At 75.6% G+C, this 14,386-nt stretch carries 10 protein-coding genes; 2 read left to right on the forward strand and 8 right to left on the reverse strand.

Annotated features, from left to right (window positions below; translation table 11 throughout):
* Positions 1-7 precede the first annotated feature (7 nt).
* The 7 genes from DFJ68_RS16075 to DFJ68_RS16100 all read right to left on the reverse strand — a co-directional run bounded on the left by DFJ68_RS16075 (position 8) and on the right by DFJ68_RS16100 (position 7,409).
* A complete protein-coding gene (locus DFJ68_RS16075) occupies positions 8-787 on the reverse strand; it encodes a hypothetical protein (protein WP_121034596.1) in 780 nt (259 codons plus the stop codon).
* A gap of 78 nt (positions 788-865) precedes the next feature.
* A complete protein-coding gene (locus tag DFJ68_RS16080) occupies positions 866-2,686 on the reverse strand; it encodes a hypothetical protein (protein WP_121034597.1) in 1,821 nt (606 codons plus the stop codon).
* Positions 2,683-2,853 carry a hypothetical protein gene (locus DFJ68_RS18360; protein WP_170165797.1) on the reverse strand — a complete coding sequence of 57 codons (171 nt, stop codon included), beginning with the start codon at positions 2,851-2,853 and terminating at the stop codon, positions 2,683-2,685. Before DFJ68_RS18360 ends, DFJ68_RS16080 begins: the two co-directional genes overlap by 4 nt.
* Complete coding sequence (locus DFJ68_RS16085) at positions 2,850-4,355, reverse strand: glycosyltransferase family 2 protein (protein ID WP_245963703.1); 1,506 nt, start codon at positions 4,353-4,355, stop codon at positions 2,850-2,852. Before DFJ68_RS16085 ends, DFJ68_RS18360 begins: the two co-directional genes overlap by 4 nt.
* Positions 4,352-5,125: a PHP domain-containing protein gene (locus DFJ68_RS18365; RefSeq protein ID WP_170165798.1), complete on the reverse strand. Its 774-nt coding sequence runs from the start codon at positions 5,123-5,125 to the stop codon at positions 4,352-4,354. The genes DFJ68_RS16085 and DFJ68_RS18365 overlap by 4 nt, the downstream gene beginning before the upstream one ends.
* Positions 5,122-6,150 (reverse strand): ATP-grasp domain-containing protein, encoded by a 1,029-nt coding sequence (locus DFJ68_RS16095; protein ID WP_121034599.1) that lies wholly within the window; start codon positions 6,148-6,150, stop codon positions 5,122-5,124. Before DFJ68_RS16095 ends, DFJ68_RS18365 begins: the two co-directional genes overlap by 4 nt.
* Positions 6,147-7,409 carry a PIG-L deacetylase family protein gene (locus DFJ68_RS16100; RefSeq protein ID WP_170165799.1) on the reverse strand — a complete coding sequence of 421 codons (1,263 nt, stop codon included), beginning with the start codon at positions 7,407-7,409 and terminating at the stop codon, positions 6,147-6,149. The genes DFJ68_RS16095 and DFJ68_RS16100 overlap by 4 nt, the downstream gene beginning before the upstream one ends.
* Positions 7,410-7,683: 274 nt before the next feature.
* Between DFJ68_RS16100 and DFJ68_RS16105 the strand changes: the two genes are divergently transcribed.
* Together DFJ68_RS16105 and DFJ68_RS16110 are read left to right on the forward strand one after the other, a co-directional pair.
* Positions 7,684-9,321, forward strand: a complete 1,638-nt coding sequence (locus DFJ68_RS16105) for a tyrosine-protein kinase domain-containing protein (RefSeq protein ID WP_121034601.1) — start codon at positions 7,684-7,686, stop codon at positions 9,319-9,321.
* Positions 9,322-9,473: 152 nt separating this feature from the next.
* Positions 9,474-10,487 carry a LuxR C-terminal-related transcriptional regulator gene (locus DFJ68_RS16110; protein ID WP_211333400.1) on the forward strand — a complete coding sequence of 338 codons (1,014 nt, stop codon included), beginning with the start codon at positions 9,474-9,476 and terminating at the stop codon, positions 10,485-10,487.
* Between the two features lie 64 nt (positions 10,488-10,551).
* Here DFJ68_RS16110 and DFJ68_RS16115 read toward each other — a convergent pair whose 3' ends face one another.
* Positions 10,552-14,295, reverse strand: a complete 3,744-nt coding sequence (locus tag DFJ68_RS16115; protein WP_121034602.1) for a S8 family serine peptidase — start codon at positions 14,293-14,295, stop codon at positions 10,552-10,554.
* Positions 14,296-14,386: the final 91 nt, after the last annotated feature.

Genomic DNA, 14,386 nt, shown 5'->3' on the forward strand with positions numbered 1-14,386 from the left:
GCGCGACTCACCCGATGGGGGCGAGGAGGCGGGCCCGCACGTCGGCGTCGGCCTCCGTCGACGACCCGGTGTCGCCGAGGCGGCGGGCCACCTCGGCGACGACCTGCGTCACCGTGGTCTTGCCCTGCGCGGCGAACTCGTCCTCCCGGTCGGGCCAGTGCAGCGACTCGGCGACGTCGAAGGTGACCTGCGGCTCGGGCGCCGAGATCGACAGCGGCGAGAAACGCGCGTAGGGGGCGAGGACGCGGTCCCACACGGCGGCCCGCTCGGCGAGCTCCGCCCCGGCGCCGGCGGCGTCGTCGTCGTCGACCGGGTCGTCGCCGGACGCGAGGGGGTAGGCCTCGATGCCCCGCAGCTGGAGGAACACCTCCTCGAGCCGCTCGTGCTCGGTGCCGAAGAGGACGTAGGTGTAGCGGCGAACGGGGTCGTCGCGGTCGTCCATGAACTGCGCCCGGCAGCGCAGGTCGAGGCGGGGCGGCAGGGGCAGCGCCGACGGGCGGTGCATGATGCCGTGACCGACGTCGAGGAACTCCGCCGCCCGGTGCAGCAGGCCACGCCGGTTCGCCGCGCTGACGACGAGGTCCTCGTCACCGACCTGCCCGTGCGACAGCTTGCGGAACACGGTGTCACGGTCGTCGTCGGCGAGCAGCTCGACGCACACGGCGGCGACGGCCCGGCGGATCTCCACCTGCCAGAGGGGCCAGCCGAAGCGCTCGAGGGCGCGGCTGACCGACGTCAGGCTCGTGTCGGTCGAGAGGCGGTAGCCCCTGGGCTGGCTGTAGGTCATGAGGGGCCTTCCTCGGGTCGGTCGCGGGTGGAGGGGTCGGGTTCGGCTCGGTGGTGGGAGGGCGAGGGCGCCGGCACGTCACTCGTCCCAGATGGTCGGCAGGCCCGCCTGGCCCTGCCGGGCGAGCAGCATCCACGTCGTCGCCGCGACGGCCGGGTGCCGACCCATCCCCATGGCCTCGTCGTCACGGGTCGCCTCGGGCCATGAGCCGTCGCCGCGCTGACCGGCCGACAGGGCCGAGAGCCGGGCGGAGGCGTCGGGGCGACCGAGGCGGTGGGCGGCCAGCGCCACGCCGGCCGACCCCTCGAACCACACGGGCCCGCCCGCCGCGGACGGCGGCCGCGGCGCCCACCCGGCCACCCCGGCATCCGTCGTCGCGAAGGTGTCGGCACCGTCGAGGGACGTCCCGGCGAGGTCGTCGCGACCGGTGCGCTCGAGCCACAGGGCGCCCCAGCTGGCGAGGTCGAGCATCGGGGTCGGGTCGGGGCCCTCCGGCTGCAGGCCCTGGAGGAACCGGCCCACGGTGGGGTCCCACAGCCGGGTGGCGACGGCGGCCTCGAGTCGGGTGGCGGCCGCCCCCGACGCGGTGGCGGCCTGTCCCGTCAGCACCCGGGCGGCGAGGGAGAGGGTGTGCCAGGCGTCGAGGTTGTGCTCCGCCCCGGCCCACGGCAGCTCGACGTCGGCGTCGAAGCCGCCGTCGGGGCGGGTGGCTCCTCGCCCGCCGGTGACGAGGCCGTCGAACGTGCCGGCGGTCCGCTGCCGGTCGAGCAGCCAGCCCACCGCGCGCACACCGGCGTCGACGAGCGCCGGTCGCCGAGGGTCGTCGGCGGGCAGCGACCGCAGGTGGCGCAGCAGCGCGTAGGTGGCGACGGCGTGGTTGCCGGTGCGGTACTCGGGCAGCGCGTAGGCGGGCGCGAGGGCGGCCGCCGAGCTGACGAACCCGCCGTCCTGCGACCCGCCCCGGGTCTGCAGCGCGAGCAGCCCGCGCACGAGGGTGGCGGCGGCGCCCTCGTCACCGAGGCTGTCGGCGGTGACGAGGGCGAGCGCCTGGTCGTAGGTGAAGCTGCGCCCGGCGGACGGGTCGGTGGCGGGCACGTCGTACGAGCGGACGAGGCCGGTGTCGGGGGCCGCCTCCGCGAGCACCGACCCGTCGCCGGCGTCGACGAGCTGGAAGACCTTGGCCCCGGGACGGCTCGAGTCGAAGGCGAAGGTGCCGTCGGCCCGGGCGGGCACCTCGTCGACGGGGTAGGTCGTGTCGGTCACGACGAGGGCGCGCACGACGAGCCCGTCGAGGATGCCGGGGTGGGGCCAGGTCGCGCCCTCCTGGCGGTAGCCGTGGTTCGCGTCGAGCAGCTGCAGCCCCCACTCGCCCGGAGGCACCGGCCCCGCGGCGGCGAGGTCGAGCGTGAAGGTCCCGTCGGGGGCGACGAGGGTCTGCAGCCCGGCCTGGGCCGGGCCGGTGGCGGTGAGGCGGACGACGTTGACGATCCAGCGCCCCGGCGTGGGTGCGACGGTGACCCGGCCCGCCACGAGCCCGCGGTACCCGCCCGACAGGGGGGCGGGCGAGGTGACGACGACGGGCGTCGCGGCGACCACGGGTGGCGTCGGACGGCCCCGCAGCGTGAAGCTCCCGCCGAGGGGGCCGGTCCATGCGGCCGGGTACTCGCGGTCGGGGGCGATGGTCGAGCCGCTCGTCACCGTCGTCCCCGAACCGAGCTGTGAGAGCACCCAGCCCCACGCGGCGGCCGACGAGGCCGACGCGGCCGACGCGGCCGACGAGACCGACGCCGCGGACGGAGAAGCCGAGGCCGGGGCGGCCGCGGCGAGGGCGAGGCAGCCGAGGGCACCGACCGCCACCCAGGTGGCGACGAGCGCCCGCAGGGGCGACGGGCGGGTCACAGCCACCACCGGGCCCGGGCCCAGCCGACGGCGACGACGAGGGCGGCGACGGCGAGGCCCTTGACCGGCATCCACCGCTCGGCGCGGACGTCGGCGTCGAGCCACGCGCGACGTCCCTGCTCGTCGGTGACTGCCGCAGGCGTCTTCTGGTCGCTCGGGTCGCTCACGACACCGCCACCTTCCCGGTCTTCTCGGTCTTGTCCCACGTCGTCGCCTTGCCGCGCGCCTGGGCGACGTAGGCGGCGAACGTGATGGCACACAGCAGGGGGCCGAAGCCGACGAGGAGCACGAGGGCCGGGACGAGCGGGCGGGTCAAGCGCCACCGGTCGAGCCGGTAGACCGCCCAGGCGGCGAGCATGCAACCGGCGCCCCAGACGTAGGCGGTGAGGGCCAGGAGGCTGCGCGACTGCTCGGTCCAGCCGAGGCCGGTCCCCTCGGCGACGCCCCTCACGAGGGCGTGCATCGGCCCCGGCACGAGCACCCACGCGAGGATCGCGAGGTTGACGAGACCGGGGAAGGCGACGGCCTGGCGCCAGCTGCGGCGGGCCACGCCGCGGTCGAGCAGCAGGGTGTAGGTGGTCGTCAGCACGAAGGCGAAGGCGCTCGCGCTCCAGTAGGCGCGGAAGAGCAGGTGGGCGTCGCCGGCGTCGAGCAGCCACAGCACGACGAGGGCGGTCGAGGCGAGCACCATGAAGGCGGGCAGCAGCAGCGTGGCGTACCACTGGAGGCCGAACCAGACGTTGCCGAGGTGGTGAGTCCGGCTGGGGCGGAAGAAGACCGAGCGGAACCGCCGGCTCACCTGCAGGTTCCCGCGCGACCAGCGCAGGCGCTGCTTCCACAGCCCGGTGACGCTCGCGGGCTCCTCGGCGTAGCACTGGGCGTGGGGGTCGAAGACGACGCGGCGGCCGCGCAGCTGGGTGAGCAGGGTCGTGACGGTGTCCTCGGCCAGCGTCTCGGTGTCGATCCGGCCACCGAGGGCCTCGAGGTTCTCGCGGCTGAGCAGCTGCGCACCACCGGCGAGGCAGGCCTGCGCGCCGACGACGTTCTGCGCGCGCCGGGCCGCCAGCTGGGCCGTCGCGTACTCGTAGCCGATGTAGCGGCTCATCCAGTTCGGCGGCTGGCTCGCCTCGCGGATGAACGCGGTCACGGCGCCGACCTCGGGGTCGGCGAGATGGCGGGCGAGCCGGGCGATCGCGTCGGGGGCGAAGACGACGTCGGCGTCGGTGATGAGCACCGCCTGCGCCCAGTCGTCGTCGAGCAGGGCGGCCAGCCCGTGGTTGAGGGTGTGGGCCTTGCCCTGACCGCCCTGCGCGCGACGGAGCACGAGCAGGCGCCCGGGATGACGGGCGCCCTTGTCGGCCAACAGCTCAGGGGTGCCGTCGGTGCTCGCGTCGTCGACGACGACGAGCCGCAGCCGGTCGGGCGGGTAGTCGAGGGCCATCATCCGGTCGACCGAGAAGTCGAGCACCGCCGCCTCGTTCCAGGCGGGGACCAGCACCGCCACCCGGGGCAGGTGGGCGGGGTCGGCCCGGTCGTAGTGCGACCGCCGCCCGTGCAGCGAGACGAGCACGAACTGCCAGACGGCGCAGAGCATCGGCAGCGCGCCGACGAGGATGAGCACGCTGAGCAGCCAGCCCGTGGTCGTCGTCGGCGTGTCGACCGCGGTCACGGTGACCGCCGCGCGCCGGCCTGCGCGGGCCGGCCGAGGGCGTCGAGCAGCCGGTCGAACCGGCCGACGTCGGCGGCGCGGTGGGCGTCGCTCCCCGCGACGATGCGCACACCGGCATCCGCGAGGGTCACGAGCACCCCGGATGCCGGGCAGCCCCACTTCTCGTTGGCCTCCACCGCCGCGTCGGCCGCGCGACAGGCGGCCGCGAGCTCCGCGAGGAGGTCGGCGAGCAGCGAGGGCTCGAGGTCCTGCTCGTCCACGGCGCACTTCGGCAGCAGGCTGAAGAGGTGGGCGACGACGGTCGGCGCGGGGCTGCGGCGCACGGCGGCCGCGGTCGCGAGCACGACGCGCTCGACGACGGCCGCCGCCGGGGTGCGCCCCGTCGTGACGGCGCTCGCCACCTCGCGCGGGTGCACCGGCCCGTCGACCCCCGGGAACTGGTGGTCGGCGACGAGGACGAGGTCGAGCGGCGGCAGGTCGGCCGGCAGGTCGAGGTGCCCACGGTCGTCGAGCATCTTGACCTCGACGCCGCACCGCACGGTGAGGCCGTCACGGTGCAGGGCGCGGACCTCGGCCACGTACTCGGGCAGCCACGTGGAGTCGGTGCGCACGTGGTCGCTGATGCCCCACGTGTGCAGGCCCGCCGCCACGGCCGCGTCGGCCATCGACCCGAGCCCGTCGGCGCCGTCGGTCCACGTGGAGTGGGTGTGCACGTCGCTGCCGAGGTCGACCGCCTGCAACCGCAGCTGCGGCGCGGGGCGGGCCGTCACGTCGCCGCCCCGAGGGCCGCCGGCACCGGGTCGGCTGAGGGCACGTCGCAGTACTCGGCGACCGGCACGAGCACCTCGTCCCAGTGGCGCACGACGGCGACCTCGGCGAACTCGACGTGGTCGGGCACGGGGTCGCCGAAGGCGGCGGCCACGGAGAGACGCGGCATGTCGACCCCGGCCGCGACGGTCAGGGCCATGGTGCCGGGGAAGCGCGGGTTGACCTCGAGCAGGGCGGGCGTGCCGTCGACCGCGCGGCGCACCTGGACGTTGACGACGCCGACGACGCCGATCGCCTCGGCCACCGTGCGGCCGAAGGTCACGAGGGCCGGGTCGGCGACGGTGCGCCCGGCCACCGCGATGCCGGAGTCGACCTTGTCGCGCCGCCTCGGGACGGCGGCGACGACGTGCCCGTCGGGCCGGGCGAGCACGTCGACGGAGAACTCCTCGCCGGGCAGCCACTCCTGCAGGATCTGGCTGCCGTCACGGGGCACCCCGTCGAGGTGCGCGGCGTCGGGCAGCACCGCGAAGCCGCGGCCGCCGGCACCGCTGCGCGGCTTGACGATGAAGGGCGTGCCGAGCGCGGCGACCTCCTCGTCCGTCGTGCCGCCCTCGAGCAGCACCGTGGCGGGCACCCGCACGGTGTCGGCGCACGCCTGCATGAGGGCCCACTTGTCAAGGCACGTCCCGAGGGTGGTCGGGCGCTCGACGAGCAGTCGGATGCCGTGGGCCGCGAAGTCGTCGGCCCGCCGGGAGACCTCGAGCAGCTCGACATCGACGGTGGGCACGACGAGGTCGGCACCGTGGGCGCGGGCCGCCTCGAGCAGGGCGTCGACGAAGCGGGGGTCGTCGCCGCGGGGGAGCAGCACCCGGTCGCCGGGGTCGGCGAGGTAGAGGCCGACGGCGTGGGGGTCGATGTCCGCGGCGACGACGCGGTACCGGTCGCGCAGCGCGCGCAGCAGCGTCACCGCCGCCGCCCCGCCGGCGCCGGTGACGAGGACGGTGCGGGAGCCGGGTGCGCCGGTCATGCGTCGACCGCCGTCCGCTGGTGCAGGTCGAGCACCGGCGCGGTCGGCCCGCTCTCGTCGACGACCTGGCTCACGGCGCGCTGGAGCGGCCGGGTGAGGCTGCGCACGATCTCGAACGGCTCGGCGTAGCGGGCCCGGGGCGCGAGGCTGCGCGCCCAGTAGCGGGCGGCGGCGATGACCATCTCGGGCTCGAGGTAGGAGCGGTCGCGCTGCGAGTCGAACAGGCGCAGCAGGTCGACCTTTCGCACGACGACATCGTCGATCGCGACGTACTTGGTCGGAGCGAACTCGTTGGTGGCAGAGGGCGACTGGAAGGCGAAGACCTGCGGCACGTGGCGGCTCGCGCTGATGACGGCGGTGTGCACCGAGCGGTGGTCCTGGTGCTGGTCGTGGCGGGAGTGGGTGTAGATGATCGTCGGGTCGACGAGGCGCACGACGGCCTCGAGCAGCCGGATGGTGTCCACGCCCCCGTCCAGCCGGGTGTCCGGCAGGTCGGCGAGCATGAGCTCGGCGCCCATGGTGGCGGCGGCCGCGGCCGCCTCGAGCATGCGGTCCTGCTGGTCGCCACCGACCGCACCGTGGCTGAGGGTGAACACGGAGACCGTGTCGCCGCGGCGGCGGTGGTCGAGCAGCGTGCCACCACAACCGATCTCGACGTCGTCGGGGTGGGCGCCGATGGCGAGCACCCGGTCGGCGCGGGCGCTCGCCTGCCGCAGGACCTTGGCGATCGTGGCGTCGAGGGCCATCGCGTCGTCGGGGTCGACGACGTCGCTGATGCCGGCGCGCATGGCGACGACGAGCAGCGGCGGGCTGAGGTCGTCGGGGCCGGCGAGCAGCAGCACCCTGGCGTTCGGGCTCACGGCGTGCAGCTCACGCACGAGCCGCACCCCCTCGTCGTCGGTCACGGCGTCGGCCCCGACGAAGAGCACGTGGAAGGCGGGCAGCTCCGAGACGCCGGCGAGCACGTCGACGGTGCGCAGGTCGGTGCACGCGCACCCGTGCCGGTCGAGGGCGGCGCGCACGGTCTCGGACCTCGACCGGCCGAGCAGCAGCGCGAGCGGCGGCGGGGCCGAGAGCCGGCGCTCGACGCCGACGGGGAGGTCGTCCTCCGCGGACCCGCCCGTCGACCCGGCCGCGCCGGTCATCCCGGTCATCCCGGCCATCGCCGGTAGGGCGGACACGGAGCTCGTGGTGGACGTGAGGGTCAGCGCTGCGGGTGCGGCGGCGACCGTCTCGTCGGGTCGGTCGACACCGGTCACGGGCGGCGTTCCTCCCAGGTCGTGCACCGGCATCCCCCACCGGCGCTGGAACAAAGCGTATTTTACGGACAGTAAACCGGACGATATGCCATGTTCCGCCCGAGCGGGAAGGGGCTCAACGCCCCCGGGCCGTGATTTCAAAATGCCCGATACATCCGCTTGACCGTAGTATGCGCGTCGGACGCACGTCACCGGCACGCGCTCCGACCGGCCTGGTCGCCCCCGCGGCCCGGCCGACACCCGCCGGACGCCCGATGCGAGACGAGGACGAGCAGTGGAGCTTCGCGACTACCTGGACGTGGCCCGGAAGAGGTGGCGCGTCATCGTGGCCGTCACCCTGGCGGTCGTCGCCGCGGCCGCCCTCTGGACGGCGACGACGACGCGGACCTACGCCTCGACGACCCAGTTCTTCGTCTCGACCTCGGGGGGTGACAACGCCGCCTCGCTGCAGCAGGGCAACACCTTCACCCAGGCCCGGGTGAAGTCGTACACGCAGCTGCTCGAGTCGCCGAAGATCCTCGACCCGGTCATCGCCGCGACGGGGCTCGACACGACCGCCGCCGCCCTCGCCGGCCAGATCAGCGCCACCGTGCCGCTCGACACCGTCGTCATCGAGGTCACCGTCACCGACACGAGCGCCACCCGGGCCGCCGACATCGCGCGGGCCATCGCGGGCACCTTCCCGAAGGCCATCGCCGACATCGAGCAGGTGCAGTCCGACCAGCAGAGCCCGGTCAAGGTCACCGTCGTCAAGCAGGCCGCGGTCGACCCGACCCCGGTCAGCCCCCGCCCGGCCCGCAACCTCGCGCTCGGGCTGGCCCTCGGGCTGCTGCTCGGCGCGGCCGTGGCCGTGCTGCGCGACGTGCTCGACCAGCGGGTCAAGAGCAGCCGCGACCTCGAGAGCGTCACCGACGCCACCGTCATCGGCGGCATCGCCTACGACGCCGACGCGGGCGACCACCCGCTCATCGTGCAGGTCGACCCCCGCTCACCGCGGGCCGAGGCCTTCCGCTCCGTGCGCACCAACCTGCAGTTCATCGACGTCACGGACGCACCGCGCACCATCGTCGTCACCTCGTCGGTGGCGGGCGAGGGCAAGTCGACGACGGTCGCCAACCTCGGGCTCACCCTCGCCGAGACCGGGCACAGCGTCGCCATCATCGAGGGCGACCTGCGCCGCCCCCGCCTGCTGGAGTACCTCGGCTTCGAGGGCGCGGTCGGCCTGACCGACGTGCTCATCGGCCGGCTCGAGGCGCACGAGGCGATGCAGCAGTTCGGCCGCAGCGACCTGTGGCTGCTCGGTGCCGGGCCGATCCCGCCCAACCCGAGCGAGCTGCTCGGCTCGCCGAGCATGGCCGCCCTCATCGAGCGCCTCGGTCAGCGCTTCGACCACGTCCTCATCGACGCCCCGCCGCTGCTGCCGGTGACCGACGCCGCGGTGCTCTCGACCCTCGTCGACGGGGCGGTCGTCGTCGTCGGGGCCGGCGTCGTCACCCGTGACCAGCTGCGCCACGCCCTCGACTCGCTCGAGGCGGTCAACGGCCGGGTGCTCGGGGTCATCCTCAACCGCCTGCAGGCGGGTGAGGGCGGCGCCTACGGCACGTACGCCTACGACTACTCGGCCGACACCGAGCGCACGACCGCTCGTGGCCCCGGACGCCTGCCCGCGTGGCTGACGCGGGGCTCGCGCGGGTCCGCGCGCCCGGGCCGGTACGGCCGCGGCCGTACCGGCACCGACGCCGCCGAGGCCGTGACGGGCGGTGCGGATGCCGTCGCGCCGGCCCGGGCGACCACGCGCACGGGCGCACCCGCGGGGCGGACCGGCATCCGGCCGACGCCTCCGCGGACCGACGACCCGAGGGCGGGCGACGCGGACGCCGCGGCGCCGCGGCCCGAGGTCGCCCGACGCTGACCGCGCGACCCGGGAGGCGCCCGCCCGCGCGGCGGCCCTAGCCTGTCGGCAGACGCGCCGCGCCGGGTGCGGCGCCGACGGTGACGGCGGGAGCGGCGCATGCAGCAGGGGCACCACGGCGACGACGGCACACGCCGTACGGGCGGTGCGCCGTGACGGCGGCCATGCCGCTCGACCCGCGCGAGGAGCGCGCCTACCGCCTGGTCGTCGGCCTCGCCGGCGCGCGGTCGGACCAGCTCGCCGAGGTGGCGGGGACGACGACGTCGGACGCGGCCGACCTGCTCGCCCGCCTGCACGCCAAGGGTCTGGTCAGCCGGCGACCGGGCGGTGAGCCCGAGTTCGTCGCCCTGCCGCCCGAGGTCGCTCTCGCGACCACCCTGCTGCGACAGCAGGAGTCGCTCGACGCGGCCCGTCAGCTCGTCTCCTCGCTGAGCGACGAGTACCGCGCCGCGAGCCGGCGCCGCGACGCCCACGCGGCGGTCGAGGTCGTCGTCGGCAGCCGGGTGCTGCGCGACACGCTGCGCGGTCTGCAGGACTCGGCCACGAGCGAGATCCTCTGGTTCTGCCGGGCCAACCCCCTCGCCATGGCCGGGTCCGAGAACCTCGAGGAGGAGGCCGCGCTGCGCCGCGGCGTGCGCTACCGGGCGGTGTACGAGCGGGCGCTCGTCGAGGCACCCGGCGAGCTGGACGGCATCCTCGAGGCGGTCGGGTGGGGCGAGGAGGCGAGGGTGACGCCGACGCTGCCGGTGCGTCTCGCCGTCGTCGACCGCTCGACCGCGGTGTGCCCGCTCACGTACGACGGCGACCGCGCGGTGGGCGAGCCGTCCGCCGCCGTCATCGGGCGGGGCCAGCTGCTCGACGCGCTCCTCGCGCTGTTCGAGGGCTGCTGGGAACGGGCCACCCCGCTCGTCGGCGAGGTGGACGGCGCCGCGGCCGCGACGGCCGGCGCCCCCGAGGCGGTGACCGAGGCGGGCGACGCGGTCACCGCCCAGGACCGCACCGTGCTCTCGCTCGTCGTCGCCGGTCTGCCCGACAAGTCGATCAGCTCGCAGCTGCGCGTCAGCCGTCGGACGGTGCAGCGCCGGCTCACCCGGCTCATGACCATCGCCGGGGTCGACACCCGGACCGCCCTGGCGTATCAGGCCGCCCGCCGCGGCTGGGTCTGACGCGCCCGACCTCCCCCCGACCGTCGTGTTCGCGACGGCCGGGGGATGGTCGATCGGCTGCGGCTCAGCGCCTCCCGTAGGCGTCGACCACCGTCTGCTGCACAAGGCTGCCGCTGCGGTCCGCGGCGTCGACCCGCAGCGAGACGGGGTCGCTGCCGGCCGGGACCGAGACCTGGAACCCGTCACCCACCCGGCGGACGGGCAGGCTCGACCACGTCGTGCCCCGGTCGCCCGACGACGACACCGCGAGGGTGGCCCCGGCCACGGACGAGCCGTCCTGCCGGCGCACCTCGATGCCCACCGTGTGGGCGCGGGCCGTGACCCGGCCGTCGGCGGCAGCGGGCACGTCGTACCGCACCTGCAGCAGGTCGAGGTCGGCCCCCGCCTCGGGCGTGTGCGCGGAGCGGAACGACCACGACGTCGACGTGCGCACGCCCCACTGCCACTCCGGCCCGCGCCGGGTCGTGGCGAGGTGGAGTCGGTAGCGCGCCTCTCCCGGGGTGGTGATGACGTCGGCCTGGCCGTACGGCAGCTCGGCCACGAGGCTGCCGTCGCGGTACAGCCGGGCCTGCTGCTCACCGTCGTAGCCCACGGCGACGTGCCCGTCGGCGTCGACGAACTCGGCGACGCGCAGCTCGAGGCGGTCACCGACGCGGCGTGAGGGGACCCCCGGTGCGGCCGCCGGGCGGACGACCGGCGCGTACCAACGCTCGGTCTCGCGGCCGGGAGGGTACGAGGTCGGCAGCTCGCTGAGGCCGCTGTCGAGCGGTCCCTGGGCCCAGCCGTCGCGCAGGTGCGAGACCCGGTGCTGCCAGAGGGTGTCGCCGGTCGAGACCCACTCCTCGCGCTGGCTCGGGGTGGCGACGAGGCGCCGGGTGTCGTTCCACGCGTAGTCCTGCCACGGACGCCAGCCGAACCGCTGCTCGTCGGCCCAGCCGCCCGAGCCCATGTCGCCGTAGGTCGTCGTGATGCGGCGGCTGTTCGACGGCGAGACGACGTGCACGACCTGGTCGGGCACCCGGCCCGTCGCCACCGTGACGACGTCGTAGAGGTACGGGCTGGTGCGCCGCAGGTCGAGCGTGACCCGGGCCCGGCCCTGCTGCGCCCGGGCGACGAGGCGGTCACCGTCGGCGGTGGTCGTCACCATCGAGGGCACCGCGGCCGGGCGGGCGGTGGGCTGGAACACGGTGCGGATGGAGTAGTCCGGCGGGCGCACGACGACGATGCCGGCGACACCGACCTTCGCGGCGCGGCGCAGCAGCACCTGCTCGTCGTCCCACCCGGCCGACCTCACGACGGCGACCTTGCCCGTCGCGCCGGCCAGCGAGGGACCAGGGGCGACGAGGTCGTAGGTCGTCGGCTCGGGCAGCACCGGGGAGTCCGGCAGCAGGTTCACCTGCGGCCGCTCGCCGAGGCCCGGGACGGTGAGCAGCGCGGAGGGCCGCACGAGCTGCCACCGGGTCGAGAACTCGAACGTGCCGTCGGCGGGCGCGCGCGTCGGCGTCACCCAGATCGTGTTCTCACCGAACTCCATGACGCCGTGGCTGACCCGGCGACCCGTGCCGAACTCCCGGTGTGCGTAGAGGCTGAGCACGGTCTGCTGCTGCGCGGGCTGTGGCGTCTGCACGAGCACCTTGCGGGTGAGCCGGGCGTCGAGCACGATCTCGGTGTCGCCCGTGATCGTCAGCGCCGGGTCCAGGATCTCGCCGAGGCGCTGGTCCTGCGGGTCGTACTGGTTGACGAGGGCGTGCAGCAGGTAGGTGCCCTCCTCGACGTCCATCTGCAGCGGGTCGCCCTCGCTGACGTACTGGACCCAGTCGGTGCCGGGCCGGTCGCCGAAGAGGGTGAGCACCGGAGCGCCGGTGTCGCGGCCCTCGAAGTCGACGGCCCGCACCGTGACCCGGTGTCGGGGCCCCGACCTCAGGGCGCCGACCGCGGTGCGCGTGACGTCACCGTCACCGGCGCTCGCGACGAGGGCCCCGCTCCACCGGCCGCGTTCGAGCCGCGTCGTGTCGAGCGTGACGACGACGTCGGCGCTGCCCCGGGCGGGGACGGTGACGGCCGAGGGCGCGGAGAACGCGTCCGTCGTGCGGCCGGCCACGTCGGCATCCGAGACGTCGAGGCGCAGCGCGAGCTCGGCCGGGACGTCGCCGTCGTTGCGGTACGTCACCGTGCGGGTGACCGGTCCCTCCTCGGTCGGGCGGGCGAAGTCGGCCGTGGCAGAGGCGAACACGCTCTGCGACACGGCGCGGGCGAGGTCGACCCGACCGGCCCCCTGCTGCCACACCGACAGGGTCGGGTTGGGTCGGGCCGAGCTGACGAGGGCGTCCTTGAGGCGCGCGCCGTCCCAGCCCGGATGCTGCTGGGCGAGCAGCGCGGCCGCACCGGCGACGTGCGGGGTGGCCATCGAGGTCCCGGAGGCCGTCGTGTAGCGCTCGTCGACCGGCGTGCCCATCGTCGTGCCGGCGGCGCGGGCGGCGACGATGTCGACGCCGGGCGCGCTGATCTCGGGCTTGAGGCCGCCGTCGCCGAGGCGCGGGCCGCGGCTGGAGAACTCGGCGAGGTTCTCGTCCCGGTCGACCGCGGCGACGGTCAGGGCGGCGGGGGCGGCGCCGGGGGCACCGACGGTCTCCTCCTCGCCCTCGTTGCCCGCGGCGACGACGAACAGGGCGCCGGTCTGGGCCGAGAGGCGGTCGACGGCGAGGCTGAGCGGGTCGGAGCCGTCCGTGGGGCCGCCGCCGAGGCTCATGTTGACGACGGTGGCGCCGCTGGCGGTCGCCCACTCCATCCCGGCGATGATCCACGAGTCGTAGCCGGAGCCGTCGTCGCCGAGCACCTTGCCCGAGAGGATGGTGGCCTCGGGCGCGACGCCCTGCAGGCGACCGCCGCTGGCGGCGCCGGTGCCGGCGATGGTCGAGGCGACGTGGGTGCCGTGGCCGAAGTGGTCGGTCGGCCCGGAGGCGCTCTCGCTGAAGTCGCGCTGCTCGGTGACGCGGTCGGCGAGGTCGGGGTGCGTCGCGTCGACGCCGGTGTCGAGGACGGCCACCTCGACACCCTTCCCCCGGAAGCCGGCGGCCCACGCTGCAGGGGCGCCGATCTGCGGCACGCTGTGGTCGAGCGAGGGGCGGACGCGGCCGTCGAGCCAGACGTGCGAGAACCCGCCGAGGGTGGTCGGGGCGGGGTTGGTGGCGCGCGCACCGGGCGTCGAACCCGACGCGGAACCCGGCGTGAGCGAACGCCACACGTCGTCGAGCTCGGCGGTGGTCGCGGTCAGGGCCGCGCCACCGATGCTCGGCAGGGCCCGCGTCGTGCGGGTGCCCGTGACCGGGGCCCGGCGGGCGGTCGGGTCGGGGTCGGCGTAGGCGACGACGAGCGGCAGGCTGTCACGTCCGGCGTAGCCGTCGTCGACGAGGCTGCTCACCTCGAAGAGGTCGTCGTCGAGCACGCCCCGGGCGACGTAGGGCACGGCGTCGCTCGGCAGCACCATGAGCTCGCCGTCGACCTCCGTCGTGCTGAAGGTGACCGTCTCGCGCCCCGCGCCGGGCTCCACGGACGCGGTGCGGCGCCCGCCCCCGGCATCCGTGACCGTGACGACGTCGCCGGTGATGAGGGTGACGCGGTCGCTGCGACCGGGGACGGCCGTGGTCGTCGGGCCCGACGCGGTCGGCGGCGCCGGCGGCGACCCCGGAGTCGGGTCTGCCGCGGCGGAGCCGGTCGGCGCGAGGGCGACGAGCGACGCGGTGAGGGCGGTCGAGAGGGTGGCGGCGACGGCGAGGCGGGCGGGGTGCGGCCGGCGTGACAACGGCATGAGGCTCCTCGAGCAGGTGGGGGGTGCCGTCAGTATGGGAGCGCCGTCACCGCCGCCCCCCGGTCCGCCGCTGCCGCATGTGCGACATGGC

This window comes from Terracoccus luteus, assembly GCF_003635045.1.
Taxonomy (GTDB): Bacteria; Actinomycetota; Actinomycetes; order Actinomycetales; family Dermatophilaceae; genus Terracoccus; species Terracoccus luteus.